Here is a 25,715-nt window from a genome sequence, read left to right on the forward strand (position 1 = left end):
AAGTCCATTCGCTCTAAGCTCCTTGTGCCCGGATCTCACCATCCCGGACTCTCTTTGACAGGAATTCCTAAAACTACTCACTCTCCGTCAACGGTTTTGAATTGAGATAAAAATACTATATGAAAGGTGGGTTGTCAACATAAATATAGAGGCTGCCCTTTACGGACAGCCTCCTGTTTGTCTTTAACTTAATGCTCGTTATCAGGGCATGTATGTGATGTAGATATATCTGAGCTCGCTGTTTGAGAATTCAAACTGATAACGGCTTCCGCTGATATATCTCTCGGACTCTGTCTCATACTTGAGTGTATCAGAATAGTAGTCGCTGTCTTCGGAATCATAGTGGGATTCCTTTGTAGGCTCACCGGCATTTGCCTTAAGATCATCCATTGTCATGTTGAGCGGGAAATCGAATGAGAGGATGTCCTGCTCCTTCTTGGGATTGTAAGGGAAATAGATCTCGTTGACATAGCACTCGTTCATGGGCTTGCCTGAATCTGTATCGTTGAATACATAGATATATGCGGAATAGTATTCTCCGAGAACGATCTCAAAGCCGGATGACTGATAGTTGGACTTGAGGTTGTTACCTGCGTCCTCGAGGTCGTCTGCTTCGAAAGGAACGCCTGCATCGATCATCTCCTGGAGTGTTACTTTTCCGAGTGTGAACTTCTGACCGTTTACATAGAAGTTCATCTCATCGAAATTAACATACTTGCCGTTGCCCTGGGGAGCTGCTGTGGACTTTGTCTCATCGCCGGAAGTCTCAGAAGCATCGGAAGACTCGGAAGTCTGTGTTTCCTTCGTTGTCTCTTTGGTGGTTTCAGCAGTTGTCTCTTCTGTTGTTTCTTCAGTGGTCTCTTCAGTCTCTGTCTCAATAACAGGCTCTGTTTCAGTAGCCTCGGGATGCTCTTCCTCGTCAAACTCAAACTCTTCGGGATTCTTGGAATTCCAGTTAACTGTTACTTCGAGGGAACCGTCCTTTGAAAGGAATACCCATTCAGCTTCTTTCTCATCGTCGGAAATGTCCTGAGACTTGCACTTGAACTCCATCTCATACTCTTCCTCAACGGCTTTCCTTACATCGCTCTTCGACGGAACTTCAACCTTCTTCGCACAGGAAGCGATGCCGAGCATCATGGCAAGTCCGAGAATAAGCGCCATAATCTTCTTCATGATATTATCCTCCTTATTTATCAATAAAGACTTATAAATCTTAAACTCAAACGCATGCAACGTACAGTAGTCATAATCTATAAAAAGCAACTGTCTTATACGCGCGCGTATATTCAATATGTTTTCTGGAAGCGCGGGGGCAAATGAAAAGGGCCGCCTCCGCAAGGAAACAGCCCTCTGGTAATTTATGAATATCTATTATTAATATACGAGATACTTCATCAGACCTGCGTTTACAACGTAGAGAGGATTGCCGCTCTCAAGACTTGTATTCCATGTGTTGAAGTTCTCAGAGATGATGTTGTTCTTTACTGAATTCTCCCAAGCTGTGCAGGAGCCTTCGAAATAGTAAACATATACAGTCTTCTGATCTTCGGAGATGGCGATCTTGACGTCACCAGTCTTGCGTCCATCCTCAAAGAGCCACTGTCCGCACTCAACCTGTGTGTTGTTGAATCCGTTCTCATCAGTAGCGACAAAGTAGTCCTCCGTGACACCTGCGTTGTATCCGCCTGTGAGGAGTTCATTCCTGTCGGATGTGTGCTCCTTGACCACATTGTAGAATGTGAAAGGATCCAGACCCTGTGTGCAGTATGTTGCTGCTTCAGCGGCAAGTGCCTGAGCAGCCTGAGCGATCTCCTCTGCTGTTGCGTCAGTCTTGGAAGCCGTCTCATTGTTCAGCGTAAGTGTTCTGTAGGCAACAGTCTTTGAATCATCGACCTTGCACTCTGCAACATAAACAACATAAGCACCTGTGTCTGTCTCGATAACCTTTACGTCACCGGCCTTTGCCTCGTTGTATACGAAGTTCTTAACGTCCGTATTCAGGTATGAAGCCTGCGAATATGAGTAGTTCTCGTAGAGTGTCGGGTCAGCACCGTCATCGAAAGATGTAGCGCTGGCGCCTTTGCCCTGGAGATAAGCAAGGGCAGCTTCTCTGAAGGAAGCGGAATCCTTTGTGCTCTCCGCGATCTTCTTTGCAGCTGCGATTGCATCGCTGAGGCTTGTCTCATTTCCGTCGGCATCCGTGCCTGCGGTGATGGTGAAATAATTGAATGTTGCTATTGCGTACTGGCTGGGATCTTCATCGAACCTTGCCTGGATCTGCTCGGCTGTGGGAACGATGGTTGTATCGAACTGCTTAAGATAGAAGCCGTACTCCTGAACGAGAACCTCACGTGAAGAGAAATCAACGTAGCTTCTCTTTGTCATGCCTGTACCGTAGATAGCCGAGAGATACTGCTGGCTTGTCTGGTAACCGTACATCTGGGAATAAAGGTCAAGAGTATCAACATCCCAAGCTGCATATTCCCTGGCCTTGGAATACTGCATGAATCCGTTGTTCTTTGCTGCGCGCTCAACGAGTGCAAGAGTCTTCATCTCTTTTGCAGCTTCCTTGAGGAGCCAGTCTCTGTATGTCTCGCCGGTCTCTTCGTTGTAGACCTCATCGAGGTGCTCAGACGATACCATACCGTAGTTTGCATAAGAGTTGTAAACCTCTTGGAAGTGGAAGTTCGTCTCTAAGAGAGAGAAATTCTTTACGGTTCCGGTCGTGCCGTTGTCACGGGTCTCTGTGATGCTTACGCCCGTCAGCGTCTTGGGAAGTATTCCGGAAATATATGTGAAGAAGCATGCAATGATGAGGACGATAGCGATGATGATCGCCATCATGCTGCCAGATACTGCTTTTCTGCTCGACTTTCCGGACTTGGAGGTCTTAGCCATTTTACCTATCCTACCTTATTATTTTTATAAAAAGCATTGAACATTATAATTCGGAGCCCTTGATAATGCAAGGAAGTCGCTCCGGAATCTCTATTAAATAATCGGGATTTAAGCTGTCCAGCTCCTCCCTGTCCATCTTCGTCCACCCCACGAGGGCGAAATCACACCCCGCATCCCTTGCCGAGAGCAGGTCGGGGACCGCGTCTCCGACGTAGAGAACACGGCTCATGTCTTCGACACCCATGGCCTTTGCTGCATATACCAGCGGGTCGCCGTGGGGTTTGGCGCGTTCCGTTGCTTCGCGGAATACCATGGTATCGAAATACTGCCCCAGATCGAGCAGTTCAATGGTTATCATGGCGGATGTCTCACGCTTGGAAGTGACTATTCCCTGTCTGACGCCCATGGACCGGATTTTCGAGAGGAACCCGTAAACGCCCGGAAATACGGGGATCACGTTCTCCTTCATCCTGGCGCAGTTATACTCGAGATAAGCCGCGGTCAGCCGCTCTTTGGTCTCATCGTCGTGTCTTGCGAAAGAATCACCCAGCGGTTTTCCGATATAACTCATGAGGTCCTCATCGGTCCTGTCGGTGCCGCCGAGAACAACCTCGTATGCGTGTTTGAAAGACTCCATTATCAGCGGGATCGAGTCCTGCAGCGTTCCGTCCAGATCATAGAGAACAAGGTCGTACTTACTCATCGGACTTCGAACCGTCTTCCTTGCCGTCTTCGGGCTTCTCGACCGGATTGATGTGGATCAGCACCTTTGCGATGGCATTCTCTTCGACCTTGAGCACCTTGATCCTGAGGTTCTTGTAGTTGACCACGGGGTGTTCGGTCTCTTCGGGAACGCGGTCGAGCTGAGAGATTACGAGTCCCGCGATCGTGTCATATTCATCGTCGGTGAGCTCAATATCGAGAACGTCTTCGAGATCGCTCAGCGTCATGTCGCCCCTGACTATATAATCGCCGTTAGAGAGCCTGACGAACTCGTCAGCCTCATCGTCGAACTCATCGGTAATGTTTCCGACGAGCTCCTCGAGCATATCCTCTATCGTGGCGATGCCCATCGTTCCGCCGTACTCATCGACGATGACAGCCATCTGCATGCCGCAGTTCTTCATCTCGCCGAAGAGTGAAGATATCTTTCTGGTCTCGTGAACGATGAGAGGCTCTCTTATGAACTTCTCGAGCTTGAAGGGTTTCTCCTCAGTGGGAGGCATTATGCCTATGAGGTCCTTTATGTGAAGGATGCCGATGATGTCATCGATCGTATCCTTGTAGACAGGGATCCTGGTAAACTTCTCTTCCCTGGCGACGCGCATTACTTCGTCGTAACCGGCATCGATCGGAAGGGATACGATCTTCTTCCTGTGCGTCATGATCTCCGAGACTTCCTTGTCGTTGAACTCGAAAACATTCTCGATCATTTCCTTCTCGGTATCTTCGATGTTGCCCGACTCAGAGCCTACATCGACCATCATGCGGATTTCTTCCTCAGTTACCGGCTTGTCGGTCTGATTGGGATCGATCCTGAAGAGCATGAGGATGAGATTCGTCGATTTGGTAAGGAACCATACGAACGGCTTTAAGACGGCGCCGAAAAACTTAACGATGCCTGCGGCCGCAAATGCCCATCTCTCGGGCTTGTTCTGCGCTATGCGCTTAGGAACGAGCTCTCCCAGTACGAGAGAGAAATACGAGAGCACGATGGTGATGACCACTGTCCAGAGGGATTCCATCCAGGGATGGACAGAATCAGGATCCACCCAAAGGGCAAGCCTGCTCGCGAAGCTGTTGGCCGCGAAAGCCGATGACAGGAATCCGGCCAGGGTAACGCCTACCTGGATGGTAGCAAGAAAACTCCCGGGGTTATCCAGGAACTTAATTACCCGTAAAGCCTTTCTGTCGCCTTCCTCGGCGAGTTTATGCATCTTCGCATCGTTGAGCGAGATGACAGCCATCTCGGTGCCTGAGAAAAAGGCATTGACGAGGACGAAGAATAAGACCAGTAAGATGCTGAGCAGTATATCCATTATTTCATTCCGTTAAGAATATCGATCAGGGTCTGTCTTACGACCTGGTGATCCGCTTTGCCCTTCAGGGCACGCATGGACTGGCCGATGAGGAACGTGAGGTTCTTCTCCTCGCCTGCGAGATAGCCGTTTACAGCCTTCTCGTTAGCGGCGATGATCTCTCTTATGACAGGCTCGATGGAACCTGCATCGGATACCTGGGCGAGGCCGTTGTCGGCGATATACTTCTCGGGATCGGTGCCGTTGAGGAATGCTTCCTCGAGAGCCATCTTGCCCGATTTCCTGTTGATCTTACCCTCATTTACGAGGTTGATTATCTTTCCCATGACCTTACCGTCAAAATCGATGTCGGCAGCAAGGACCTTAGCGTCCTTGGCGATCTTGAGGAGATCTGTCATGAGCCAGTTTGAGCAGTCCTTAGGATTCGAAGTGACTTCACACGCGCTCTCGAAAACCTTAACGAGGGCGGGTGTTCCCGTGATTATCTCCGCGTCATATTCGGGGAGTCCCAATTCGCTTACATATCTCTCGCGCTTTGCGTCCGCAAACTCGGGGAGCTCTGATCTCACCCTGTCGAGGAACTCTTCGGAGATGTTGATCGGCATGAGGTCGGGATCCGGGAAATATTTGTAATCCTGGGCGTTCTCTTTCGAGCGCATGGAGTATGTGTACTCCTGCTCGTCGTCCCAGCGTCTTGTCTCCTGAACGACCTTGCCACCCTCTTCGATGAGGTCGATCTGTCTGTCGCGCTCATATTCGATGGCGCGCTCGATGGCCTTGAGGCTCGCGATGTTCTTCATCTCGGTCCTTGTGCCGAATTCCTTCTGGCCTACGGGTCTTACGGAGAGGTTGACGTCGGCTCTCATGGAACCTTCCTGCATCTTGCAGTCGGAGATCCCCAGATACTGCATCGTGTCTCTTAATTTTTCGAGATATGCGATAACCTCTTCGCCGGATCTGAAGTCAGGCTCCGAAACGATCTCGAGGAGCGGAACGCCGCAGCGGTTGAAGTCTACCATAGTCATGCCCGTAACAGGGTCATGGACGAGCTTTCCGGCATCTTCCTCCATGTGGATCTCGTGGATGCCGATGGACTTCATGCCCTTGGATGTCTTGATGTCAACGTGACCGTTCCTGCATATCGGGAAATACAGCTGTGATATCTGATATGCCTTGGGAAGGTCAGGATAGAAATAGTTCTTACGGTCGAACTTGTTGTTCCTTGTAATCTCGCAGTTGAGCGCGAGTCCCGCCTTTACGGCGTACTCTACAACCTGCTTGTTGAGTGTCGGAAGAGTGCCCGGCATACCGGAGCAGACTTCACATACGTGTGTGTTGGGCTCGCCTCCGAATTTCGCTGAGCATCCGCAGAAGATCTTTGACTCCGTCGAGAGCTCGCAATGTACTTCAAGGCCAATTACCATCTCGTATTCCTGCATGATATCAGCCCTCCCCTCTGATGCATTCTTCGGGGATCTTATTCTCGAACCCCTCTTCGGCGGTCGCCTTCTGGAAAGCGGATGTCACGCCGATCACCGTCTCTTCGCCGAATCTCTTTCCCATGATCTGGAGACCTACGGGAAGTCCATCGGCCGTAAAGCCGCAGGGTACGGACATCGCCGGGATACCGACTATGTTTACGAGTACCGTGCAGATATCGCCCAGATACATCTTCAGAGGATCCGAGAGGCTCTCGCCCTTCTTAAGAGCGGGAGTGGGCGCAACAGGACCCAGGACGGCATCGTACTTTGCGAATGCCTCGTCGAAAGCCTGCTTGATCAGGTTCTTTACCCTCAGCGCCTTGTTGTAGTAAGCATCGTAGTAGCCTGAAGAAAGAACGAAGTTGCCGAGCATGATCCTTCTCTTTACCTCGAGTCCGAAGCCCTCGCTCCTGGACTTGATGTAGAGCTGTCCCAGGTCCTCGACACCCTCGGGTCTGTAGCCGTACTTAACACCGTCGTATCTGGAGAGGTTTGAACATGCCTCTGCCGTGCAGATGATGTAGTAAGTCGGGATGGCGTATTTTATTATCGGCATGGAGAATGTCTCAACCGTCGCACCCTTTGACTTAAGGATTTCAACGGCATTAAGGACTGCCTTCCTGACGTCCTCATCGATGCCTTCGCTGATGTATTCTTCGGGAATGCCGAACTTCTTTCCGGCGAGGTCGTAATCCGCGATCTTTGCCATGTCGATCTTTTCGGACTCCAGTGAAGACTGGTCCTTCTGATCCTTGCCGCTGATGACGTTATAAACGGCAGCAATGTCTTCGGCCTTTCTGGCGATGGGTCCGATCTGGTCAAGCGAGGATGCGAAAGCGACAAGTCCGTATCTCGATACAGAGCCGTATGTGGGCTTGAGGCCCGTAACGCCACAGAATGAAGCGGGCTGTCTTATCGATCCGCCCGTGTCGGAACCCAGTGCGACAGGTGCCAGAGCTGCGGCAACGCAAGCGGCGGAACCGCCTGACGAACCGCCCGGTACCCTGTCCTTATCCCAGGGATTGGATGTGGCGCCGAAATAACTCGTCTCGGTCGTAGAACCCATCGCGAACTCGTCCATGTTGGTCTTGCCCAGGATGATCATCCCGGCATCCTCTATCTTGCGGATAACCTCTGCATCGTAAGGCGGAACGAAATTTCCGAGCATCTTCGAAGCGCACGTGGTCTTTATGCCCTTGGTGCAGATATTGTCTTTAATTGCGATCGGAACGCCTGCCAGAGGACCTGTCAGCGTACCTGCTTTAATGGCTGCGTCAGCCTCTGCGGCTTTAGCGAGAGCCTCGTCTCTAATGACGGTGATGTATGTCTTGTACTCGCCGTCAATCGCATCGATCGCATCAAGGTAAGCCTTCGTCGCTTCAACGGAAGTGATCTTTCCCTCTTTTATGGCGGAGCCTATCTCAAGGGCTCCCATCTTACGGATCTCGATATCAGTCATAAGCGCCCCCTTAATCAAAGGTCTTCGGCACGAGGATCGTACCGTCCTTTGTCTCGGGTGCGTTCGACAATACCGCATCCCTCATATCACCGTTGGCGATAACATCATCACGCGTGACGTTCGCAACGCCTGCCGCATGGCTCAGGGGCTCGACGCCTTCAGTATCAAGCTCGCTCAGCTGGTCGAAATAGCCCAGGATGTCGCCTAAAGCCTTCTGTGTCTTTTCCTCATCTTCGGCGCTCAGCTCAAGTCTGCCGAGGCTCTCAAGATATTGGACCAAATCTTTGGTAATCTCCATGGAATTAAACTCCTAGTTCTCCATCTTAATCTATAACCTTAAGATTTTAGCATGACGCCTAATTATAATAAAGGGCTTGGGGGATACTACGACTAAAGAACCGCCTCAGTATCTTGAGACGGTCCTTAAGCAATCAGTTTTTACGAAAAGCCATTACTCTTCGTCATCCGGATCGGAATCCTCGTCGCCGGCATCATCAGGGTCTGAATCATCGGGCTTCTTCCATGCGTCGGAGTCACCGTCGTCGGAACCGCCGATAAAGTCCTCATCCTCATCGTCCTCATCCTCGTCTCTCGAAGCCTTCTTCTTTGCAGGAGCCTTCTTTTCGGACTTTTCAGCCTTTTCAGACTTGTCAGACTTATCGCTCTTGCCCTTTCCGGAATCATTCTTCTTTCCGTCAGACTTTCCGGAAGAGGTATTGCCGCCGTTCTTATTATTCTTTACGGCATACATAATGAGTATGACGATGACTGCGGCGATGGCAACGCCTGCAAGGGTGATGAATACTACTACGAGTACATCTGCAGTGGACATGTTCTGTCCTGCCGGGTTGCCTGAAGCATCAGTCGGATCCGTGGAATAAGGATTGAAATCAGGACCTGTCGGGATAGCTTCATCCGGTACGGGTGTTGCGGTAGGTGCCGCAGGAGCCGGACCATATGTCTCATCCGTATGGAAGTCGTGGGACTTTGCTTTGATCTCTTCGAGAATGGAATCGCTCAGTTCCTTGAGCGCGATCTGCTTGAGCGAATCGGTGATGCTCTTCTCGATTCCGAGATAACCTACTACGAAATAACCGTATTCGGGAGCGTAGATGATATCCATCTCACCCTCTGTCCTGCCTTCACCGTAAGCCCATTCCTCAAACTTGGCAACCATCTGTCCCTTGGGAACGAGGATGTCGCCCTGGTCGCGGACAGTGCCGTTTTCGTAAGCGGTCTTTGCAAGACCCGTGAGATCATTGATCGAGGAGCATGCATCCTTCATGGCTTGTGCAGCCTTGAGGGCATTGTCCTTGTTGGTCTGATCGTCTGTCTCGGGAGCATAGAAGAGCGCATATCTGATGTTCGGAACGAAGGAGATCTGCTCCTGTGTTCCGAGATAACCGACTACGTAGTAACCCCAATCGGAATCGTATACGACGTCAATGTCGCCCTTCTTTCTGCTGCTGTCATAAGCCCATGCTTCAAAATCTTCGGCCTCAGGTGAGATCTGTCCCTTGAAAAGAACAACGTCTCCGCCCTGATCGTAGAGCTTTCCGTCAGTATAAGCCGTATTGATAAGATCCGAAAGGCTGTCGATGCCGGTGCACGCTTCCTTCATGGCCGTAGCATCCGCGAGGGCAGTGTCCTTCGTCGTCTGGTCTGCGGATTCGGGCGCATAGAAGAGCGCATATCTGATATAGGGAGGATTCTTCTGTTCATCGGAGTAAACATAATCCTCACAGTACTTTTTCGAGTAAGCATCGGTGAGATAGTACTTCTCGACAACCTTTCTGAAGTTGACCTCATCATTGCCGGGACCGTAATAGAACTGGAGATATTCGTCCAGTGTCATGTTGGCGCTGGCAGCATTGCCCGTTTTCATGCTCTCCATGAGCGAATCGATATCGGCCAGCGTGTCATCCGAGAGCTTGACGCCCTCTTCTTCCGCCCTCTTGCAGAGGATGCATGACATCTCTAGTGAATTCTCGGCGTATTCAACGAAATAGTCGCCCCATGTTCCGTAACCGTCGCCCGGATATTCGGCAGCGAGATCCAGATAATTCAGGGTCGTTGCAGGCGTGTAGCCCATGTTAGCGTAATTGCCGAGTTCGAGGAATGAGTTGATGAAGTAGAAGTTCGACTCATTTACCGGAATGGCCTCGCCATCGAAATAATACTGATGGTTCAGGTAGTTCACGAGCTGGTTGCCGTAGAGCTCTTCAAATGTCTCCGGCTCGCCGTTCTCGTTGTAAGCCAGTGCGGTCGCGCCCGGAAGGATCACGGATGCGGATACGGCCGCAGCCAGGATGATTGTGCTGATCTTTTTCATTTTCATGTAGTAGTTATCCTCTTGTAATCTTGCATGCATGCAGCGATCGTATCGTCCATGTCATAGTATTTGTATTTCCCCAAACGCCCTCCGAAAATGACGTTCCCGTCCGATGCGGCAAGTTCCTCATACTGCTTGTAGAGCCCGTTGTTTCTCTCGTTGTTGAGCGGATAGTAAGGCTCGTCACCGGGTTTCCATTCAGCCGGATACTCGTGCGTGATGACGGTGCCCTTGCCCTTGCCGAACTCGAAATGCTTGTGCTCCAGTATCCTCGTGAACGGCGTCTCGGCGTCGGTATAGTTTACTACAGCATTGCCCTGGAAGTCATCAGTATCGGGAAGATATTCAGTCTCAAACCTCAGACTCCTGTACTCGAGCTTGCCCAGGGAGTAATTATAATACTCATCAATCATTCCCGTATAGATTATCTTATTGGCAATTTTGTCCAAAGAATCCCTCTCCTTGAGGTAATCCACACCCAGTCTGACCTCGATGCCGCCGAGCATGTTCTCGATCCACTTCGTGTATCCGCCGACGGGAATGCCCTGATAATTATCGTTAAAGTAGTTGTTGTCGTATGTCAGTCTTACGGGAAGTCTCTTGATAATGAATGCGGGAAGCTCGGTCGCCTTTCTGCCCCACTGCTTCTCCGTATAGCCCTTGACGAGCTTTTCGTAGATGTCGGGACCGATAAGAGATATGGCCTGCTCCTCAAGATTCTGCGGCTCATCGACCTTGCCCAGAGCGATCTGCTCGTCGAGCTTTGCCCTTGCCTCGGCCGGAGTCACAACACCCCACATCTTATTGAAGGTATACATATTAAAAGGCATCGAATAGAGCTCGCCCTTGTAGTTCGCTACCACGCAGTTGGTATAACGGTTGAACTCCGCGAACTTATTGGCGAAATCCCATACTTCCTTGTCGCTTGTGTGGAAGATGTGTGCTCCGTACTTATGAACGTTGATGCCGTTGACGTTTTCGGTATAGACATTGCCTGCCACATTCGGTCTTCTGTCGATAACGAGACACTTGTAGCCGTCATCCGTTGCAAGACGTGCGAAAGTCGCACCATATAATCCCGCACCGACGATCAGGAAATCATATTCACCCATATTTATCCCTCCGATTATCTGAAAGTCCTGATAATAATACACTATTTGCGGGAATTCGCCTAATCTGAGGCGGTTGTGAAGCCTATTCCGGTCTGAATTTTCCGGCTGCCTTTTTGAAATTTACAAGCTTATCCGTTTCCTTGACGAGTTCCCTGAGTTTTGTGTAAGGCGAATATCTTACCGTCACTTCAAATCCGGCAAACGGCAGTCCCAAAGCCTCGCTGTCCTTCCTGAGCGCATCGGTAAGTTCCTTATACTGCGCGATCAGACCGCAGGCCCAGTTTGCCCCGCACTTCAATTCATCCGACCCGTTCCTGACGGTGATGCTGCCTGCCGGGATCAGAGTTTCCGCGCCCGTAAGGCTTACGGAAATATCGTATCTGCCTTCTTCCAGCAGGAATTTGCCATACTCTTCATCGAAATAGGAAAGCTCACCCGGATCGATCGTGACTGTCAGTCTCCGGCTGCTCCCCGCCTTTATCAGCTGCTTTTTAAACCCCTTGAGTTCAAAGGGCGCGCGGGGTGTCAGCGGCTTCTTTTTCGAGACATAGACCTGAAGCACTGCCTTGCCATCGATCCTGCTCTTATTACTGATATCAGCGGAAACACTTATCTTTCCGCCCCTCATGGACGATGAAGCACCATCTATCTCAAACTTCGAATAGGAAAGTCCGTATCCGAACGGATAGAGCACTTTCATGTCACGCTTCGCGTAGCCCCTGTAACCGACATATATATCCTCACCATATGTGCAGGTCAGGCTGTCGGGATAACAGAGATATGCGGGAGTATCCTTATACGAACGGGGGAAAGTGCAAGGCAGGGCGCCTGAAGGATTAACCTTGCCCAAAAGGATGTCAGCCATGGCCTTTCCGCCCATCATGCCGGGATAGAATACGGCAAATACGGAATCCAAATGCTCTTCAAGACCTTCCAGTTCAACCGGTCCGGGTACATTCAGTATCAGGCAGATCCGGCCCTTTCCCTTATCTTTTGCAAGTTTCTTAATAAGTGACACGGTCTCTTTGTTCATTTTGAGATCAGGTCTGTCCGCACCTTCCGCAGACTCGATCGTCTCGATCACTATTGCCGTGGCGCCTTTCCGGAATGCCTCCATGTCCTTGAAAAGAACGTTTCCGCTGCCGAGGACTGAGCCAAGTTCAGACGAGAGCACCGTCGTCCTGTCGGTAAACACCTGCGCGCTCCCTATACCGTAGTCTCTGAAACGGTCCTTCCCGAAGAATACCACCTTTGCATTCTTCTTAAGGGGCAGCCCGCCCCTGTTCTTCAGCATAACTATGCCCTCACAGGCAGACTTGTAAGCCGCCTTGTCACCGGTCTTCTTATATTTCCCGGCTGTCAGTTCAGAAGGCGCTTTGCCGCCGGCAAACCGGTCGATCAGTTTGAGGACTCTTAACGCTGCTCCGTCGAGATCCTTCAAGGGAAGCCTGCCGTCTTCCACTGCCTTTACGATGTCCGAGGGATCCCACGGACCGGGCATGAAAAGATCCTGGCCCGAAACCGCCGAATCACCGGTCTTCCCGGTGCATGCCGACCAGTCGGTTACGGTGACACCCTCATAACCCCATTCTTTCCTTAACACATCCTTGAGCAACCAGGGATTCTCGGTACACTTCCTGCCGTTGATCATGGGGTAAGCTGTCATGAGCGTCGAAGCAACCTTGCTGCAGGCTTCAAAGGCCGGGAAATATATCTCCCTTAATGCCCTCATGCGTATCAGTTCATTAATGATGTTGCGGTTGATCTCAAGATTATTGCACGCGAAATGCTTGACATCCGATGCGACTCCCATATCCTCAACGCCTCTGCACATCTCAGGCGCAAGGCTCTTTGCAAGGAACGGATCTTCGGAATAACCTTCAAAGAAACGCCCGCAGACAGGCTCTCTCAGGATATTCACATTTGGGGTCCCCAGAAGCACGCCCACGCGGTAGACGAGAGCCTCCATTCCCAGAGCCCTGCCCGTCTCATAGACCACTTCGGGATCCCATGTCGAACCGAGAAGTATCCCCGGAGGATAACATCCGGGGGCAACATCTATCCCGCTTTTGTAATCAGTCAGAAGGACATCTATCTTATCCCTTAACTCCTTCTCCGTCTTTGTGAGCCTGTCCGTCTCATAGAAATAATGGATGACATTATAGAGTTCGCCGAATCCGTAATCTTTCGAAACATCCGTAAACTCATGCATCAGGAGATGCTCGTAATTAATTCCCGTGCCGCCGTCCTGCATGTTGAGTTCAGGGATATACCCCGCAGCAGATTCAAACCCGCCTATCGAAAAAGCGGTCGTCCCGCAAAGAAGCCTTGCCTTATCGGCAACTGTCATGTTGTTCAGCAGTTTCTTAATATCCAATTTCCTATTGAAATAACCTTTCACAATATAACCGGTTTGAATAAACAGGTTCTGAAGATCAGCAGTCTTTCCTTAAGGATTCAGACATATGCCCTCGCTGTCAAACTCATATGCCTTTCCGTTTATGGTAACTGTTGTGGAGCAGGCCATAACACCGTCAGTACCGAACCAATACCATTTGCCGTTGTCCTTCAGCCATCCGGTCTTCATAGCACCGTCCGGGATCGAGAAATAATACCATTCACCGTCAACCTTCTGCCAGCCTGTAGCCATGGAACCGTCTTCCTTCAGATAGTATGTCTTGCCGTTCACCTCAACGGAATTATTACTAAACATAATGCCGTCTTCACCGAGATAGAACCACTTGCCATTGATCTTGTTCCATCCGTCTGTTTTCATAACACCGGTCGAAGGATCGAAATAATACCATTCACCGTCAACCTTCTGCCAGCCTGTAGCCATGTAGCCGTCTTTCGTAAAATAGTATGTATAGTCATTCTCATCATAGAATGTACCGCTAAACATAATGCCGTCTTCACCGAGATAGAACCACTTACCATTGATCTTGTTCCATCCGTCTGTTTTCATAACACCGGTCGAAGGATCGAAATAATACCAGTAATCGTCAACCTTCTGCCAGCCTGTAGCCATGTAGCCGTCTTTCGTAAAATAGTATGTATAGTCATTCTCATCATAGAATGTTTCGCTAAACATAATACCGTCTTCACCGAGATAGAACCACTTGCCATTGATCTTGTTCCATCCGTCTGTTTTCATAACACCGGTCGAAGGATCGAAATAATACCAGTAATCGTCCACTTTCTGCCAACCTTTAGCAAAAGTGCCTTCTTCCGTAATATAGTATGTCTTGTCATCCTCGCAATAGAATGCGGATGACCACATAGTACCATCGTCATAAAAGAGATATCTCTTGCCGTTGATCTCGAACCATCCGCCCTTTCTCATTTCACCGGATGAAGGATCGAAATAGTACCATTCGTCATCTACCCTGGCCCATCCTGTAGCCATGGCGCCCGAATCTGTCAGATAATATATCCTGCCGCCTTCTTCGTGCCAGCCTGTCACCATCATGCCTTCAAGGTCAATGTAATACCATTTGTTCTTATACCGGAACCATCTGTTCTCTACCAGCTTGCCTTCTTCATCGAAGTAAAACCAGTTATCATTGTATTCATACCAGCCCGGTCCGTGAGGAGCATAAGTATATGTATAAGTAACATCTTCCGTGATTACCGTTTTTTCATCCGGTACAACATCCCACTCACCTTCAACGAATGAGAAGTCAGGCATATTGCCGGCAGAAGGGATCATCTCTGCCGTAAGTTTTATATCATCGCCTTCAAGTGTTACAACGATTACATCTGATGACTCGTCATTCCATGCGCCGTTTTCCACTACGAATCTTACTTTATAGGTGACAGGTATCTTGACCGCATCCGGAACAACGATCTCCACATCTGCCTCCGGTATTCCGTAAACCTGTATAAGCTCTTCACCCAATTTTGTTACGGTAATACCGTTAATCGTAATATCTTCAAAATCCTCAAAATAATAACCGGTATCTGCAGTATAGTAAACAGACTCCATCTGACCGGTCAGTCCGCTCTGAACCGTGTCGCCGCCACTGGCAACCGCATTCGCACCTCCGGTCAGCGTTACTGTATAGGTTGTTGTTACAGGAATCCTGACCGCATCAGGAACAACGAGCTCCACATCGGCCTCCGGTATTCCGTAAACCTCTACCACACCATCACCTAATTTATCTACGGTAATACCGTTAATCGTAATATCTTCAAAATCCTCGAAATAATAACCGGTATCTGCAGTATAGTAAACTGCCTCCATCTGATCGGTCAGTCCGCTCTGAACCGTACTGCCGCCGCTGGCAACCGCATTTGCACCACCTGTCAGCGTTACTGTATAGCCTTCCTGTTTTTCCGCTTCATCTGCTGCCACATTCATTGACAGCTGCGGCAGGAAACATACCATTTCAGCCAAAACCAACAGAAAAGCCGTTATCTTTCTCAATGTCTTTTCCATATTACTTCCTCTTTTGTTTTTCTTATTCTGATATTTAAATGATACTGATTAGGATAGCACTAAACCCGCAAGGTGATTAATAAAAATCTGCCTGATAAGTATTTCCCTGGTAAAACAGGCCCCGCAGCATGCGCCACGGGGTCAGTTGATAATGAACAGTCAGTTTTACTTACTCTTATGAATTCGTAAGGATCGCAAACTTCAAAGTTGCCTGTACGGCTACCTTGCCGTTTACCGTTGCGACCGCTTCGCCTAGGCCGACGGGACCCTTGACTGCCGTGATCCTTGTCTCAAGTCTTACGGTGTCGCCGGGTGTGACGGCTGCCTTGAATTTGCACTTGTCGATGCCTGCAAATACTGCGATCTTGCCCTTAAAATCCTCTCTCGAGAGGATGGCTACGGCGCCTGCCTGTGCAAGAGCCTCAACTGTTATGACACCGGGAACGATAGGCATCTCAGGGAAGTGTCCCCTGAAGAAATACTCATCATAAGTAAAATTCTTATAAGCGATGCAGTATTCGCCCGGAACATAATCCTCTACCTTGTCGATGAGAAGGAAGGGATGTCTGTGGGGGATGATCTTCATGATCTCTGTTGTGGTAAGCGCATTTGCCATATTCAAGGATCCTCCTTATTCTTCAAACTTTTTGACTATCAGGGAAGCATTGTGTCCGCCGAAGCCGAGGTTGTTAGTCATAGCATAAACTATATTACGGTTTTTCGGTTCGATAAATGTGTAATCGAGGTCCATCTCACCTTCGCTCTCCTTTGAACCTGCCGTAACGTGAACGAATCCGTCCTGGATTGCCTTTACGCATGTGATGAGCTCAACGCCGCCTGCGCCGCCCAGAACGTGGCCGATCATGGACTTGGTGGAGTTGATGGAGATGTTCCTGATATCTTCCTTAAACGCATACTTCATGGCACGTGTCTCGAAAAGATCGTTGTGGTGCGTGGAAGTTCCGTGAGCGTTGATGTAGTCGATCTGAGAAGGCTTGATGCCTGCTTCCTTCATCGCGATGATCATGGCCATGCCGGCGCCGGATCCGTCTTCAGCAGGTGAAGTGATGTGATATGCGTCGCATGTCGCGCCGTATCCGACAACCTCAGCAAGGATGTTTGCGCCTCTTGCCTTTGCATGCTCATAGCTTTCGATTACAAGGACGCCGGAACCTTCGCCGATGACGAATCCGTCCCTGTCCTTATCGAACGGTCTGGAAGCCGTCTCGGGATCTTCATTGGTGGAAAGAGCCGTAAGAGCTGCAAATCCCTGTACGCCCGTCTTGCAGACAGCTGCCTCGCATCCGCCGGTGATCATGACGTCGGCGTCGCCGTACTTGACTGCCTTGAAGGCATCGCCTATTGAGTGAGCGCCCGTTGCGCATGCCGTTACGACACAAGTGTTGATGCCCTTCATACCGTACTGGATAGCGATGTTTGCTGATGCCATGTTGGCGATCATCAAGGGAATGTACATGGGGGCGATCTTGCCGGCCTTCTCGAACCTTACCTGCTCTCTCTCGTGAGCCTGCATCGATCCGATACCTGAACTTACGATGACGCCTACTCTGTAGGGATCCTCATTCTCCATGTTGAGGCCGGACTGCTCGATTGCTTCCTTTGCTGCCGCCAAAGCGAAATGAGCGAAAGGCTCCATACGCTTCATCGTCTTGAAATCCATGTAGTTCTGAGGATCGAAATCCTTTACTTCGCATGCAAGCTTAACCTTGGAATTGCTCGCATCAAACTTTGTAATCGGCGCGGTAGCTGCCTTTCCTTTTTTGAGACCTTCCCAGAAAGCCTCTACGCTGTTACCAAGAGGGGTGATCGCACCCATGCCGGTTACTACAACTCTGTTTGCCATTTAATTAATTTCTCCGTGATTCTTATTTCGTGATGCCGTAAAGGCAGTTGATTACATATGCATTCCGCCGTCAACGCTCAATACCTGACCTGTGATGTAAGAAGCATCAGCAGAGCAGAGGAAGTTAACAGCATTGGCGATGTCTTCGGGCTGTCCGTATCTCTTGAGAGGGATCATCTCGAAGATCGCTTCCTTCTGCTTGTCTGTGAGAACAGCCGTCATGGGTGTCTCAACATATCCGGGAGCGATGGCGTTGAAAGTGATGTTTCTTGAAGCCAGCTCTCTTGCGCATGACTTTGTAACACCGATGATTCCTGCCTTTGAAGCGGAATAGTTGACCTGGCCTGCCTGTCCCTCAAGACCTACGATGGAAGAAATGCTTACGACTCTTCCTTCCCTCTTCTTCATCATGAAGGGCGTGCAGTGCTTGATGAAATTGAATGTACCCTTGAGGTTAACTGCGATTACGTCATCGAAATTCTGCTCTGTCATCTTGAGGAGCAGCGTATCTCTTGTGATGCCCGCATTGTTTACGAGGATATAGATGCCGCCGAAGTCCTCAGCGATCTGAGCTACTGTCTCTCCGACCTTCTCGAAATCAGCGACGTTGCACTGGTAAGCCTTAGCCTCAACACCCAGTGTCTTTACTTCATCTTCACAATCCTTGCTCATCTCGAGAGGGCATGCATCAACGATCGCGATGTTAAATCCGCTCTTTGCGAGCCTGACGGCGATAGCTCTGCCGATACCTCTTGAAGCGCCTGTAACGATTGCTGTTTTTCCTGTAATCTCTGACATGATCTTTACCTCCTGATATCAGCCGAGTTTTTCCGCTAAGCTTTCGACATCTTCCGGTGTCGAAACTCCGATTACCCTGATAGACGGAACAGTCTTTCTGACAAAACCTGCAATCGTCTTTCCGGGACCTACTTCTATAATTGTGTCAACGCCCATCTTCTCAAGTTCATAAAGAGTCTGCTCCCACTTTACGGGACTGAATACCTGCTGCTTGAGCAGATCCTTTATCTGTGACTTGTCCGTTACCTGTGCACCGCTGACGTTCGCAAGATAAGGGATCTTCAGGTCGCTGAGCTCAACATTCTCGAGTTCCTTTGCGAGCTTTTCGCCTGCACCCTTAAGAAGCGGTGAATGGAACGGTCCTGATACATTGAGTTCCACTACCTTCTTTGCGCCTGCCTTCGTGAGCTTGGGCATGGCTTCCAGGACGGCTTCCTTTTTACCTGTGATAACGATCTGGCCGGGGCAGTTAAAATTAGCACACCAGCAGCCGTCTATATCCTTGATAACGTTCCCGATAGTCTCAGCGTCAAGACCGATGACAGCAGCCATCGTGCCTTCGCCTGCCGGAACTTCGGAAGACATGAGCTTTCCCCTGATCCTCGTAAGTCTTACGGCATCCTCAAAACTCATGGCGCCTGCAACATAGAGGCTGCAGTATTCGCCCAGTGAGAGTCCCGCAGTGACCTCAGGTCTGTAACCTGCGATCAGAAGAGCGTCTGTGATGATGCAGCATGCCGTAACGAGTGCGGGCTGCGTGTATTCCGTGATATTGATGTCGTCGTTGGGCTCAAAGAGGAGCTTGTTCATGTCTACTCCCGAAGCCTTTGTTGCTTCGGCGATCATGTCGGCATAGTGTTCGTCTGCTCTGACGAAACCTTCCGCCATTCCTACCTGCTGTACTCCCTGGCCCGGATAACAAAAAGCGATCTTCATTATGCTTCAAGCTTCCTTCCCATAAGTTTATCTGCCTGTTCGAACATTGATTCGATGATGACCTTTGCAGGTCTGATCTCATTGACAAGACCGGCGATCTGTCCTGCCATGAAAGTACCTTCCTTGGTATCTCCCTCAACAACAGCCTTGCGGAGACTTCCTACCGTAAGTCCCTCGAGCTCCTCGAAAGTTACCCCGCTCTGCTCCATCTCAAGATACTTGTTGGAAAGAGCGTTTCTTATCTGTCTTACAGGATGGCCGTAAGATCTTCCGGTAACTCTTGTTGAGTTGTCCTTAGCCTTAATAACCATGTCCTTGTAGTTCTGATGAACATTTACTTCATCGCATGCACAGAAAACAGTACCGCACTGAACACCCTCGGCGCCGAGCATGAATGCTGCAGCCACGCCTCTGCCGTCAGCGATACCGCCTGCTGCGATAACGGGGATGGATACGGCATCGGCCACCTGGGGAACGAGTGTCATCGTAGTAGCTTCGCCGATGTGTCCGCCGGACTCTGTACCCTCTGCTATGACGGCATCAGCACCGCACTGCTGCATTCTTTTTGCAAGCGCAACACCTGCAACTACAGGAACAACGATTATGCCTGCCTCTTTCCACATATCCATGTATTTCTCAGGTGAACCTGCACCCGTAGTAACAACCTTGACCTTCTCTTCCGCGATGACCTTTGCGATCTCAGGTGCTCTGGGATTCATGAGCATGAGATTTACGCCGAACGGCTTGTCTGTTGCCTCACGGCACTTCTTGATCTGGTCACGGAGCCAGTTCTCGTCAGCGCCGCCGACGCCGATGATGCCGAGACCGCCTGCCTCTGAAACTGCTGCAGCAATGTGCCAGTCAGCAACCCAGGCCATACCGCCCTGGAAAATAGGATATTTAATTCCGATCAAATCTGTGATCCTGGTCATAATCTTATATCTCCTTTTTCACTGATTAACTTTAGTAAACAATATAGTTAGCATCCCATGTGAGGCCTGCTCCGAAGCTTGCAAGCACGAGCTTCATTCCGGGTTTGAGCCTTCCGTCCTGCTTCATCTCGGCAAGGAGCATCGGAATGCTCGCAGATGAAACATTGCCGTAATTCATAATGTTCATGGGGAACTTAGCCCTGTCGATCCCGAGCTTCTTAGCGGTAGCTTCGATGATGCGCGCATTTGCCTGGTGGAGGATAAAGTAATCCACGTCATTCTCGAGATCAAAGCTGTACTTCTCAGCAAGATCCTTGATTATCTGAGGAACTTCCGATACTGCAAACTTAAATACTTCCCTGCCCTGCATATAGAAAGAAGTAGCTGTCTTGAAGCCCTCTTCCTCCCACCTGTCGGGCTGTCTTGCAGCCTCGCATCTGAGGCAGTCGCTTCTATATCCTGAAGATCTCATGATGAACTCGTTACGCTTGATATCCTCAGCCTTAAGGACCGCAGCACCTGCACCGTCGCCAAAGAGGATACATGTTCCTCTGTCCTCATAGTTCGCAAAATTCGAATTGCACTCGGTACCGATTACAAGAGCAGTCTTGGAGTTGCCTGACTCGATAAAACCCTGAACAGTATTGAATGCAACGATGAAGCCGGGACATGCGCATACAACGTCAAAGCATCCGCAATTCTCGGTTACGCCCAGTTCTCTCTGAACGATGCAGGATAAAGCAGGTATAACGCTGTCTGATGTAGTGGATGCCGTTACGATGAGGTCGATGTCCTTGGGATCTATCCCCGCATCCTCTACGGCTTTCTTTGCAGCCTCGACAGCCATCGTAGACGGCTTCTCTGTAATATGGTCTGCAATATGTCTTTCCTTGATACCGGTACGCTCTGTGATCCACTCGTCGCTCGTATCCAAAAATTTTGCAAAGTCGTCATTGGTTACGACCTTTTTCGGTATATACGATCCGAGTCCTATGATTCTTCCTGTCATTACTAAAACCTCTTTATTCTATCCCTTTGGGAAGCCCGGATCATGAACATGCCGGCTCCCCAAACTAAATAGTTTGATTGTCAAAGTATTTCACAGGTACAGTTTTTTGTCAAGTGTAAAGCTCCCGCGGGATGCCCCGCACAAGAAACGGGCCAGATATCACTCGAGCGTTATCGATGCAAACAGCCTTAATCCAGGTGATGAATTTACTGACCTTCCGGAGTGCTACGTTATATTCATCACCGAGAATGACGTGTTAGGTTACAACGAACCTATCTATCACATTGACCGCACCATACAGGAGAGGAATGTGCAATTTGATGACGGCTCGCATATAATATACGTAAGCGGATCAATGAAAACTAATGACACAGCTCTCGGTAAGCTAATAAAAGATCTGTATTGCACCGATGCAGATGAGATCAATTACAAAGAGTTATCTGACAGAGTCAGACAGTTTAAGGAAACTGAGGAAGGAGTTAATGATATGTGCGATATATTAGATGAAATGAGAAATGAAGCTGTTGAAAAAGACAGAATAGAGAATGCTAAAAAGATGATTAATGATGGCTCGTTATCACTCGAGAAGATTGCAGAGTTTTCCGGCCTCTCAATCGAAAAAGTCAGAGAGCTTGCCGGTAATAAGTCAGCATAATCTATTTACAGTGTGTTTATCAGTCATTAATTAGGGTTGCGGAAATTTCCGCAACCCTAATTGCTGCTTCAATAAAGCAAGAAATCTTATGGATTCGTGCAGTAGCCTTTAGCATCGAAATTGTAGTTCTTGCCGTCGATCTTCCAAGTGCCGTTCTTTGCATACCATCCGGCTGTATCCTGATAGTACCAGCCCTTTGAATTCTTCTTCCAAGAAGATCTCGGTTTGTATGTCCATGCACCACTCTTATCCAGATAGTATCCATCGATATATTCATCAGAAGCCATCGAGCCATTCGACTTGAAGTAATAATCCTTGCTGCCGATCTTCTGCCAACCTTTTGCCATCTTCCCGTTAGTGCCGAAGTAGTACCAGATCTCACCTATCTCTTGCCAACCTGTTGCCATGGCACCTGAAGATTTCAGGTAATACCATATGCCGCCGTCTTCAATCCAACCGGTCTGCATAACACCGTTTTTATTTAAGAAAAACCAGCTGCTATCTATTTTCTGCCAGCCTGTAACCATGTAACCGGAAGCATCAAAGTAATACCACTTTTTATCTATGTTTTCCCACCGGGATACAGGATAAGAACCGTCAGAAAAACGATACCACCAGCCTTTGCTGTCCTGTACCCACTCATTTTTCAAATAATGGATATATGTTCCTTTAAAAAGCACAGTCATTGATTCTGCATATAATTCCACAGGTTCACCATAAGGATCATCTGGAGAGTACCGTTGCATATATGTAGCAGATGTTATTGCTATCTTATCCCAATCATTTTTAGTGCCGGTAAAATAAATATCTTTAACTGGAGATTTATAAAAAGCACCGGCAGAAACACGCTTAACTCCGGCTGAGAAATACACAGTTGTAAGATTAGGACAATAACTGAATGCCCAATCAGGTACAGTCGATATATTATCAGATAACTTAACAGTGTTCAGACAGTCACAACTTGAAAATGCTCCTTTGCCAATTGACGTTACTGAATTCGGAATTGTTACTGATCTAAGACTATCACAATTTTCAAATGCACTGTTTCCAATTGACTTTACTGAATCCGGAATCGTTACTGAATTAAGACTATCACAATCTATAAATGCTTCCTCTGTGATCGAAGTAACTGATGAAGGGATAACTATTGATTCTATTCCTGTTCCTGCAAGCAAACCTTTGTAAGCGTAATCAGCAAGAGAATCGGGAAGATTGACTGTTTTCAGGCTGGTACACCCGCCAAAGGGCTGTTTTCCGAAGGTTGTAACAGAATCAGGAATAGTTATTGATTTGAGGCTTACACAACTTGAAAATGCATAAGTTCCAATTGAAGTAACTGAATCTGGAATTGTTACTGATTGAAGTCTTTCACAGCTTTGAAATGCATAAGCTCCAATTGAAGTAACTGAATCCGGAATTGTTATTGATTCAAGATTTGTGCATCCGGCAAATGCATAAGTTCCTAATGAAGTGACAGGAACTGATATGTCAACAGTTTTCAGATAATAGAAATCACCAAAAACACCGCTGTCCAATTCGATACTGTTATATTGTGAATCGGTTGCCTCCTTTATTTTCAAAGAGGTTGACAAATCTATTACAATTACCGCGTACTCAATATTGGCCTTAACATTCAATGTATTTGATCTGCAATAAACCGTTAATTCACCGCCGGGGGAAAGTTCCCAATCGAAGGAATCATTGCTGCCTTTTGCACTTTCAATCAAACCTTGGGAGTTAAACGTAAATCCGTCTACCGTTGTATCGTGAGCCATTTTGCCTGACGGATAAAAGTAATACCACTCATTATTAATCTTAGACCAGTCGGTCTCCATTCCGTACCAATCAAAATAATACCATTCACCGGCAATCTGATTCCAACCTTCTGCCCTCTTGCCAGAAGAGAAAAAGTAATACCACTCATCACCAATCTCCTGCCAGCCGGTTGCCATCTCGCCCGTTGGGAGAAGATAATACCTACTATCATCTTCTTCTATATAAAGCCAGCCGGTTACCATTTTGCCATCTTCATCGTAGTAATACCATTTGCCGTCTTTCTCCTGCCAGCCGGTCGCTGAATCTCCGTCAGCCAGAACGGCCAGCGAAAATAACGAAGCAGTGATCAAAACAGATATAAATGTAACTAAAAGCTGTAATGACCTTCTCATTTTCCATGCCTCCGAAAAAACTTTACCGATTCGTGCAGTAACCTTCCGCGTTGAAATTAAATATCTTTCCTTATATTAATACAAAAGCCGCAGGCCGCGGCTTTTTTAGACTAATTATCGAATCTGCTCGCAGCCCATCCGCCTTCGTTTAAATGGGAACTTGTAAGGTTGGCAAATCCCTCGGGTGAAAGGAGTGGGATCTGTAGTTTCCTGATCGTCTCGGGATCGAGCTTAAAGTCATTGGCACAATATTCTGCACCAGCCTTCTTTAGATCGTCGAGATATACCCTGATCTGCCTTTTAGCTTTGCCCGTCATGAAGACTTCGCCCATGGGACATAGGATGCATGTATATCTGTCTCTTCCGCCGCAGATCAAGTCATACTGTGCGAGAAGTGCAGGATAAACGGGTTCGAGTTCCACATAACCGCAGGAGCTGATTATGACGAATTTCTTTTCGAAAATGGATGGATCTCTCATCTTGTTGAATGTTTGGCCGTCATCAGACCTCGTGCCCATGTATGGCTCTGCAAGAGAAAGGCATCTGTCGGTGACTGCCTTGAGCTGTGAAGGCATGCCATAGAAATATAAGGGGAAGCTTTCGATAATTATGTCCGATTCCTTGATGGCAGCGATTATCTCAGCCATGTCATCCTTAATGGCGCATGTTCCGTCAGAAGATGCCCAGCATGCAAAGCAGCCTCTGCAGGGCTTAATATCCTTTGCATAGATATCTATCCTTTTGACTTCCGTGCCTTCAGGGAACCCGGAAACAAAGGCATTCGTTACGTTGAGCGTGTTGCTGCGTTCTATCTTGGGACTGCCGTTTAAGATAAGTACTTTCATCTTTACAGACTAAGACCTCCGTCAAGGACAATGACCTGGCCTGTCATGTATGAGAAAGCATCACTGACAAGGCTTGCAACGCAGTTGGCAACATCTTCGGCAGAGCCGAATCTCTTCATGGGAACGCTCTCAAGATATTTCTCAGCCAGATCGCCGGGGATGGACTTGATCATGTCCGTACCGACAAATCCGGGAGCTACGGCATTTACCTGGATGCCGTAGGGAGCGAGCTCTTTTGCCATCGTCTGGGTCATGGAATTGACTGCGCCTTTTGTAGCGCTGTAGACGGTCTGGCCGGGCACTGCGAGGATGGAACTAACGGAAGACACATTGATTATCTTTCCGCTCTTTTGAGAACACATCTTAAGGCTTGCCGCCTGTGCGCAGTTGATATAACCCTTGATGTTGATGGAAAGGCTCCTCTCGAGAGAGTCCGGTCTGATCATAAGAAGATAAGCATCATCGACGACTCCCGCATTGTTTACAAGGACATCGATAGTCTCAAAAGCCTTCTTGATCTCCTTGAACATCGCCTTTACCTGAGCAATGTCGGAAGTGTCAGCCTTGTAGATTTCACAGTTTACGCCGAGAGCCTTGATTTCTTCCTGTGCAGCCTTTGCCGCGTCATCATTGCTCGCGTAATTGAGGGCTATGTCATAGCCTTCCTGAGCGAGTCGGAGCGCGATTGCCTTGCCTATTCCTCTTGAGCCGCCTGTTACAACTGCTGTTTTGCTCATAAAAGTGCC

21 protein-coding genes and 1 other annotated feature (1 of these 22 cut by a window edge) are annotated in these 25,715 nt (G+C 48.7%); of the genes, 1 reads left to right on the forward strand and 20 read right to left on the reverse strand.

The window, feature by feature from the left end; translation table 11 throughout:
* Window positions 1-100, reverse strand: a binding site (T-box leader) (it extends 151 nt beyond the left edge of the window).
* A 101-nt stretch (window positions 101-201) separates the two neighbouring features.
* The 17 genes from BO18_RS22915 to BO18_RS22995 form a co-directional block, all read right to left on the reverse strand.
* On the reverse strand, window positions 202-1,176 hold the full coding sequence (locus tag BO18_RS22915) for a hypothetical protein (protein ID WP_034449926.1): 975 nt from the start codon (window positions 1,174-1,176) through the stop codon (window positions 202-204).
* A 201-nt stretch (window positions 1,177-1,377) separates the two neighbouring features.
* A complete protein-coding gene (locus BO18_RS22920; RefSeq protein ID WP_034449927.1) occupies window positions 1,378-2,901 on the reverse strand; it encodes a hypothetical protein in 1,524 nt (507 codons plus the stop codon).
* A 43-nt stretch (window positions 2,902-2,944) separates the two neighbouring features.
* Entirely contained in the window at window positions 2,945-3,604 is a 660-nt protein-coding gene (locus BO18_RS22925) for an HAD family hydrolase (protein ID WP_051689079.1), read from the reverse strand.
* Window positions 3,597-4,940, reverse strand: a complete 1,344-nt coding sequence (locus BO18_RS22930; protein WP_051689080.1) for a hemolysin family protein — start codon at window positions 4,938-4,940, stop codon at window positions 3,597-3,599. Before BO18_RS22930 ends, BO18_RS22925 begins: the two co-directional genes overlap by 8 nt.
* Window positions 4,940-6,382 carry an Asp-tRNA(Asn)/Glu-tRNA(Gln) amidotransferase subunit GatB gene (gatB, locus tag BO18_RS22935; RefSeq protein WP_034449928.1) on the reverse strand — a complete coding sequence of 481 codons (1,443 nt, stop codon included), beginning with the start codon at window positions 6,380-6,382 and terminating at the stop codon, window positions 4,940-4,942. Before gatB ends, BO18_RS22930 begins: the two co-directional genes overlap by 1 nt.
* A 1-nt stretch (window position 6,383) precedes the next feature.
* Entirely contained in the window at window positions 6,384-7,871 is a 1,488-nt protein-coding gene (gene gatA / locus BO18_RS22940) for an Asp-tRNA(Asn)/Glu-tRNA(Gln) amidotransferase subunit GatA (RefSeq protein ID WP_034451637.1), read from the reverse strand.
* Between the two features lie 19 nt (window positions 7,872-7,890).
* Entirely contained in the window at window positions 7,891-8,178 is a 288-nt protein-coding gene (gene gatC / locus BO18_RS22945) for an Asp-tRNA(Asn)/Glu-tRNA(Gln) amidotransferase subunit GatC (protein WP_034449929.1), read from the reverse strand.
* Between the two features lie 153 nt (window positions 8,179-8,331).
* Window positions 8,332-10,218 (reverse strand): hypothetical protein, encoded by a 1,887-nt coding sequence (locus tag BO18_RS22950; RefSeq protein ID WP_034449930.1) that lies wholly within the window; start codon window positions 10,216-10,218, stop codon window positions 8,332-8,334.
* Window positions 10,215-11,324, reverse strand: coding sequence for a UDP-galactopyranose mutase (glf, locus tag BO18_RS22955; protein WP_034449931.1), 1,110 nt, complete (start codon window positions 11,322-11,324; stop codon window positions 10,215-10,217). Before glf ends, BO18_RS22950 begins: the two co-directional genes overlap by 4 nt.
* Window positions 11,325-11,406: 82 nt before the next feature.
* Complete coding sequence (locus BO18_RS22960) at window positions 11,407-13,701, reverse strand: beta-glucosidase (protein ID WP_034449932.1); 2,295 nt, start codon at window positions 13,699-13,701, stop codon at window positions 11,407-11,409.
* Window positions 13,702-13,773: 72 nt separating this feature from the next.
* On the reverse strand, window positions 13,774-15,762 hold the full coding sequence (locus BO18_RS33395; RefSeq protein ID WP_051689082.1) for an N-acetylmuramoyl-L-alanine amidase family protein: 1,989 nt from the start codon (window positions 15,760-15,762) through the stop codon (window positions 13,774-13,776).
* A gap of 175 nt (window positions 15,763-15,937) precedes the next feature.
* The gene (gene fabZ, locus BO18_RS22970; RefSeq protein WP_034449934.1) at window positions 15,938-16,378 is read right to left on the reverse strand and encodes a 3-hydroxyacyl-ACP dehydratase FabZ; all 441 of its coding nucleotides are present in this window, start codon (window positions 16,376-16,378) and stop codon (window positions 15,938-15,940) included.
* A gap of 15 nt (window positions 16,379-16,393) precedes the next feature.
* Window positions 16,394-17,626 (reverse strand): beta-ketoacyl-ACP synthase II, encoded by a 1,233-nt coding sequence (fabF, locus tag BO18_RS22975; protein WP_034449936.1) that lies wholly within the window; start codon window positions 17,624-17,626, stop codon window positions 16,394-16,396.
* A 51-nt stretch (window positions 17,627-17,677) separates the two neighbouring features.
* Window positions 17,678-18,424, reverse strand: a complete 747-nt coding sequence (gene fabG, locus BO18_RS22980) for a 3-oxoacyl-[acyl-carrier-protein] reductase (protein WP_034449938.1) — start codon at window positions 18,422-18,424, stop codon at window positions 17,678-17,680.
* Window positions 18,425-18,442: 18 nt separating this feature from the next.
* Entirely contained in the window at window positions 18,443-19,360 is a 918-nt protein-coding gene (fabD, locus tag BO18_RS22985; RefSeq protein WP_242856601.1) for an ACP S-malonyltransferase, read from the reverse strand.
* Window positions 19,360-20,295 (reverse strand): enoyl-[acyl-carrier-protein] reductase FabK, encoded by a 936-nt coding sequence (gene fabK / locus BO18_RS22990; RefSeq protein WP_034449942.1) that lies wholly within the window; start codon window positions 20,293-20,295, stop codon window positions 19,360-19,362. The genes fabD and fabK overlap by 1 nt, the downstream gene beginning before the upstream one ends.
* 28 nt (window positions 20,296-20,323) lie before the next feature.
* A complete protein-coding gene (locus BO18_RS22995) occupies window positions 20,324-21,301 on the reverse strand; it encodes a 3-oxoacyl-ACP synthase III family protein (RefSeq protein WP_034449944.1) in 978 nt (325 codons plus the stop codon).
* Window positions 21,302-21,407: 106 nt separating this feature from the next.
* Here BO18_RS22995 and BO18_RS23000 point away from each other — a divergent pair, with 106 nt between their 5' ends.
* Window positions 21,408-21,956: a hypothetical protein gene (locus BO18_RS23000; protein ID WP_066738428.1), complete on the forward strand. Its 549-nt coding sequence runs from the start codon at window positions 21,408-21,410 to the stop codon at window positions 21,954-21,956.
* A gap of 86 nt (window positions 21,957-22,042) precedes the next feature.
* Here the strand turns inward: BO18_RS23000 and BO18_RS33400 are convergent, their stop codons facing one another.
* The 3 genes from BO18_RS33400 to BO18_RS23015 form a co-directional block, all read right to left on the reverse strand.
* Entirely contained in the window at window positions 22,043-24,124 is a 2,082-nt protein-coding gene (locus tag BO18_RS33400; RefSeq protein ID WP_051689083.1) for a leucine-rich repeat protein, read from the reverse strand.
* Between the two features lie 110 nt (window positions 24,125-24,234).
* Window positions 24,235-24,969: a flavodoxin family protein gene (locus tag BO18_RS23010; protein ID WP_051689084.1), complete on the reverse strand. Its 735-nt coding sequence runs from the start codon at window positions 24,967-24,969 to the stop codon at window positions 24,235-24,237.
* Between the two features lie 2 nt (window positions 24,970-24,971).
* Window positions 24,972-25,706 (reverse strand): SDR family NAD(P)-dependent oxidoreductase, encoded by a 735-nt coding sequence (locus BO18_RS23015; protein ID WP_034449946.1) that lies wholly within the window; start codon window positions 25,704-25,706, stop codon window positions 24,972-24,974.
* Window positions 25,707-25,715 lie beyond the last annotated feature (9 nt).

The organism is Butyrivibrio sp. AE2032, assembly GCF_000702965.1.